The organism is Okeania sp. SIO2F4, from assembly GCF_010672385.1.
In the GTDB taxonomy this organism is placed as follows: domain Bacteria; phylum Cyanobacteriota; class Cyanobacteriia; order Cyanobacteriales; family Microcoleaceae; genus Trichodesmium.
Genome location: NZ_JAAHGT010000691.1, coordinates 1 through 5,243, shown reverse-complemented (window position 1 = coordinate 5,243; position 5,243 = coordinate 1). Strand labels below are relative to the sequence as shown.

General features: G+C 40.7%; 4 protein-coding genes. 3 read left to right on the top strand and 1 reads right to left on the bottom strand.

The features are described from left to right. Window positions 1–564 precede the first annotated feature (564 nt). From F6K22_RS30585 to F6K22_RS30575, 3 genes are all read left to right on the top strand, one after another. On the top strand, window positions 565–1,125 hold the full coding sequence (locus F6K22_RS30585; protein WP_293106901.1) for a phycoerythrin subunit beta: 561 nt from the start codon (window positions 565–567) through the stop codon (window positions 1,123–1,125). 169 nt (window positions 1,126–1,294) lie between these two features. Continuing rightward, the gene (locus F6K22_RS30580) at window positions 1,295–1,789 is read left to right on the top strand and encodes a C-phycoerythrin subunit alpha (RefSeq protein ID WP_293106899.1); all 495 of its coding nucleotides are present in this window, start codon (window positions 1,295–1,297) and stop codon (window positions 1,787–1,789) included. 1,481 nt (window positions 1,790–3,270) lie between these two features. Then, a complete protein-coding gene (locus F6K22_RS30575; protein ID WP_293106896.1) occupies window positions 3,271–3,885 on the top strand; it encodes a HEAT repeat domain-containing protein in 615 nt (204 codons plus the stop codon). Between the two features lie 174 nt (window positions 3,886–4,059). Here F6K22_RS30575 and F6K22_RS30570 read toward each other — a convergent pair whose 3' ends face one another. Beyond that, window positions 4,060–4,989 carry a HEAT repeat domain-containing protein gene (locus F6K22_RS30570; RefSeq protein WP_293106893.1) on the bottom strand — a complete coding sequence of 310 codons (930 nt, stop codon included), beginning with the start codon at window positions 4,987–4,989 and terminating at the stop codon, window positions 4,060–4,062. Window positions 4,990–5,243: the final 254 nt, after the last annotated feature.

The window sequence follows — 5,243 nt, the reverse complement described above, 5'->3', positions numbered from 1 at the left end:
CGGAGCTTTGCGCCAGCAATCGCTCTATTTACCATGCGCTATATATAGTATACATAGGCGTGATAATAAAAAATAAAATCAATTATCGCACATAAATAATTAATTCTTTCCCCCTACTCCCTACTCCCTCTTTTCCGGAGATGTCTAGTGTATTTGCGTAATACCAATTCCCAAAAGTATTGCTATACTTAAGTCGCACTTCAATTATTAAGTAATTAACAATAAGATAAATCACTTTTTTGCTAATAATAGCCTAGTTAATGTTTATTATTCTTATTTTGTAGGGATGTTGTATGCAACGTCCCTACCCCCACACGGACCACACAGACCACACAGACCCACCCGATCGGATATAGCATTCTTTTTGAGAAATGGTATAAGTCCTGTAAATATTTGGTTTTTATCTTATGTTTTGATACCCCATTGGCTAGAAAATCGTAACAAATGTTTACTTGTTTACGAAATATTACTTTCTTACTCAGAAAGCGAGACAAAACAGACCCTCTTGTTAGAGACTTATCTTCAAGGTTACGAAAAAACGATTTTTAAAGTAAGGAGAACTCAATGTTAGATGTTTTTTCCAGAGCTGTAGTTACAGCAGATACAAAAACTGCTGCTATTAGTGGTGCAGAGTTAGAAGGCCTAAAAAAATTCATTTCTGAAGGCAACAGACGTCTTGATGCAGTAAACGCTATTGCTAGCAACGCAAGCTGCATGGTATCTGACGCTATCGCTGGTATGATCTGCGAAAACGGTGGATTAATCCAAGCTGGTGGTAACTGCTATCCTAACCGTCGCATGGCTGCTTGCTTGCGTGATGGAGAAATCATCCTCCGCTATGTTACTTACGCATTACTAGCTGGTGACGCTTCAGTTCTCAACGACCGTTGCTTAAATGGTTTAAAAGAAACTTATATTGCTTTAGGTGTACCTCTTCAATCTGCTGCTCGTGCCGTTCAAATTATGAAAGCTCAAGCTGCTGCTCACATCAAAGATCAACCAAGTGACGAATTTGCAGGAGCTAAAAAGCGTATAATGGGTGCTACTGTAACAGAAGATCGCTGTGCTACCCTAGTTGCTGAAGCAAGTAGCTATTTTGATACAGTAATTGGTGCTCTAAGCTAATCCCTCTCAAACTGTCTCGCTTACCAGATTAAGGTATTCAAACAGGGGGAGGGCATCACCTCTGTATAAACAGCGGCCCAAATTTTTAGGCTGAAGAATCCCGCGTTGTCATGTAGGCACAACCTCGGGTGTATGTCAATCAAGTCCAACAAAAAATAGAGTTAAAGACATGAAATCAGTTATTACCACAGTAGTTTCCGCTGCTGATGCAGCAGGTCGTTTCCCTAGCAGCTCCGATCTAGAGTCCGTACAAGGTTCTATCCAGCGTGCAGCAGCTCGTCTAGAAGCTGCTGAAAAGCTAGGAAGCAATCTTGATGCAGTTGCTCAAGAAGCTTATGATGCTTGCATCAAGAAGTATGGTTACTTGAACAACGCTGGTGAAGCTAATTCCACAGACACTTTTAAGTCTAAGTGTCTCCGCGATATCAAGCACTATATGCGCTTGATCAACTACTGCTTAGTTGTTGGTGGAACTGGTCCTCTTGATGAGTGGGGAATTGCTGGTCAGCGTGAAGTTTATCGCGCTCTGAGCTTACCTACTGCACCTTATGTTGAAGCTTTAAGCTTTGCTCGTAATCGTGGTTGCGCTCCTCGCGATATGTCTCCTCAAGCATTGACTGAGTACAATGCTCTTCTCGACTATGTAATCAATTCCCTATCTTAAGAAATAGGAATTTAAGCAAGGGTGATACTTTTGCTTTAAAACTGCTTTAATTTTATAACTTTGGAACTCTTAGTTTGTTACTTACCTAATAGTGGGTGAGCAACTAACCAAGAGTTCCTTGGTTTTTTTTGACTGAGGATAGAGGATATTATATCAAATCCAGTTGAATACTTATTGTATAGTTGGGGGAGATGGGGAGATGGGGAGATGGGGAGATGAGGGGATTGAGTATTGAAGTAATTATAGAATTATCAACATATATTATATAACCGGATTCTATATTAAGTCTGAATAATTACTTGAAAATCCCTTCCAGTTGTAGCGGACTGAAAGGAAGCAATCTCAAGGTTTTATAAATTGCTTCCTTTTCTTCCTTTCCTGCGGAATGCGGAGGTAATACCATTTATCAAAAAGAATGCTATACCCGGATTTCTCACAAAATAAGTTTGACTTATCAAAATCCTTATCTACTCAAAGTCATGCAGAATAAGGTTTTCAACAGTATTTTGTTTTTTTTATCTCTTTTAAGCAGGGTTAAATGCTTGCTATACAAGGTTTTTAGCGACTAGAATCGCAAAGTTTGTGAGAAATGCAGGTATACCCGATCAGGTGGGGAAGTGTGAGGAATGTGGTCCGTGTGGGGAGGAATAAACATCAGAATAATAAACATTAACTGGGCTATTATTAGCAAGCATGGTAATTTCCCCTGTGTTAATTACTTAATAACTGAAGTGTGACCTAAGTATAGCAATGCTTTTGGGAATTGGTATAACGTCAGACATGAAACAGTCGCTATGGACAATTCTTCAATCGGATTTGATATAAACAGGACTTACGCACCTAAACAAGAAACCGGGTTTATTGCCATGATTATACCAAGCGCAATAAATGTTTCTTACAAATGGTAGGGAGGTTGCATGCAACCTCCGTAGGTCATATCAAATCTGGTAGCATGAGTGTAATTAGATAAAGAGGGTAGTCCGTGTGGTCTGTGTGGCGAGATGGGGAGTTAGGGAGACGCACAGATGAAGAAATATTTGGTAATGGTTGAAGATGGAACATTTTTTTATACCGAATTAAACGGATTTGATATCAGACGGAAGTTGGAAGACGGAAGTTGGAATAAATATTGAAGAAAAAAAGGGAAAATGATAGATATAGCTTTCTCAAATGGGTGTTGCATATTTGCGTTCTGGAATTATAGTTTTAGAGAAATAGGAAGTAAAAGATGGGATTTACCTTTTGTGCAAAGATTCATCCCAAGGTTTCAGCAACGCCTCTTAAATGAATTGGAGAAGCTCTGTTTAAGTATCTCCGATTGTTTTTGGCACTTTTTTGTAGAATTCTTTTTTCATGCCTGGTATTATTGTATTTCAAATCACGAAATTTCCTTGATAAACCTGGTTTCTGCCTAAGTCCTAATAAAATGAAACAGTTAGTTTCTTACGGTATACTTTATTTGTCAAATTACCCAGAAAAAGATGACACAATCCTCATTATTTGAGCAACTAAAACACCCTAACCCTAACTTGCGCGAGCGAGCAATGTGGGAAATAGCCGAAACTCGCGATGAAACTACTATTCCTCGCTTGATGGGAATTTTGGCAGAAGAAGATACGGTTTATCGGCGAGCAGCAGTTAAGGCATTGGGGGCGATTGGGATAGATACAGTACCATCTCTAGTAGATTCATTACTCAAAAGTGATAATTCAACTATTAGAAGCAGTTGTGCTAAGGCTTTAGCTCAGGTAGCTATCAACTACAAGAATGTTCCCTTCCCCTCTGAAGGAATTGAGGGTTTGAAAAAAGGACTCAATGACGAAAATCCCGTTGTTCATATTGCTTCGGCAATGGCGTTAGGGGTTATTGGTGTGCCTGCTTTAGATAGCTTACTGGAGGTTCTTGATGGAACTGATAATTTAGGCTTGGCAGTAGCAATTCTTAATGCTGTTAGCTCTATTGATGACGATCGCTCTAGAGAAGTATTAAGCAAATTAGCTAATGATGAATCTGCTGATACCTATGTACGGCAAACTGCTAATAGTGCTTTATCTCGCTTGGATATGTTGAAGTTTAAGTCAGGGAGTAGGGAGTAGGGAGCAGGGAGTAGGGAGCAGGGAGTAGGGAGTAGGGGAAATAATTAATGATTTATGTACGATAATTGATTATAACTTAGGCATAAACCGGGTTTATCGAGAAATTTCCTGATTTGAACAACAATAATTATGGCAATAAACCCGGTTTCTTGTTTGAGAGCGTAAGTTTTGTTATTATTCCCAATCGTTTGGTAATTGTCTCTCTAATTGAGTAATTGCCAATTTGATAATTTTCTTAATCTCCTCGTCTGACTCTTGTTCCCATGCTACTCGCAACGGTTCTAAAGCACTATGGGAACGAATTTTCATTAAAGACAAAGCTGCTGCCTTGCGGGTTTCACCGCTAGTAGGATGATTGAGTAATTCAACTAGACTGGGAACTGCTGGTTTGTAAGCTAAATTTCCCAAGACTGCTGCTGCTTCAATGCGTACCTCTTCAGACGAATCTCCCAGGGCAGTTATCAAAATATTGATAGCCTCCTCTTCTCCTGAATCTTGGGCAATTTTGGCGATCGCTCCTACTACAGCAGACCTAACTGCTACCTTTTCAGAATTAATTTCTCGATATAAATACTCTTTTGCTTCAGCTCCAATAAATGCCAAAGCCCAAGCGGCATGACCTTTAGTGCTTTCTGGATATTCTGCCGATCCTAAAATCTCTAATAGCACAGGAGCAGCAGATTCTCCTATCCGAGCTAGAGCACCAACCGACGATCCTTTAACTACCGTATCTTCATCATTAAGTAGGGCATAGACTAGGGGGGAAACTGTGTCTGGATCGGCAATTAGGGTCAAAGTTTTAGCACTAGCTCGTCGCACAACAGGATCGGAATGATTTAGAAGAGCTTCAGTCAAAAAAGGAGTAGCTGGCTTGCCAATTTGTCCAAGAGTCTCAGCAAAACCTAAGCGTACCATTCCTCGCGAATCGCCCAGGCATTCTACCATGAGTTGTAACCTTTGGCTATCATTAGTGTCAAAAGTTTTTTGGACTGCTTCTTGTCTAGTTTCTGCTAGAAAGACATCTATTTCTTCTGGAGAAAAAGTTTTTTGGACTGCTTCTGGTCTAGACTCTGCTAAAGAATTATTTGTTTGTTCTGGAGACATGGAAAAATTATAATAATTTGAGAAGTGAACTGTCCCGACGCTGACGCAAGCGTACAATCAAGGACGGCGACTTCGAGAGCGCTTGCCCGAAGTTTGCGGAGAGTCATCGGCTCGACCCGCAGCTGGGCACCTTGATGAACGTCGCCAATTGCTATGCCGAGATCGGCAAGGTCGCGAGCGCCTGGGCGAAGTTCGTCGAGGCCGAGGAGATGGCGAAGGTCCGCAAGGACCCTCGGGGCAAAGAGGCGAAGAAG

Excerpts from the sequence above, each read along its gene's own strand:
- F6K22_RS30585 (WP_293106901.1), top strand. The coding sequence starts at position 565 with ATGTTAGATGTTTTTTCCAGAGCTGTAGTTACAGCAGATACAAAAACT.
- F6K22_RS30570 (WP_293106893.1), bottom strand. The coding sequence starts at position 4,989 with ATGTCTCCAGAACAAACAAATAATTCTTTAGCAGAGTCTAGACCAGAA.
- F6K22_RS30580 (WP_293106899.1), top strand. The coding sequence starts at position 1,295 with ATGAAATCAGTTATTACCACAGTAGTTTCCGCTGCTGATGCAGCAGGT.
- F6K22_RS30575 (WP_293106896.1), top strand. The coding sequence starts at position 3,271 with ATGACACAATCCTCATTATTTGAGCAACTAAAACACCCTAACCCTAAC.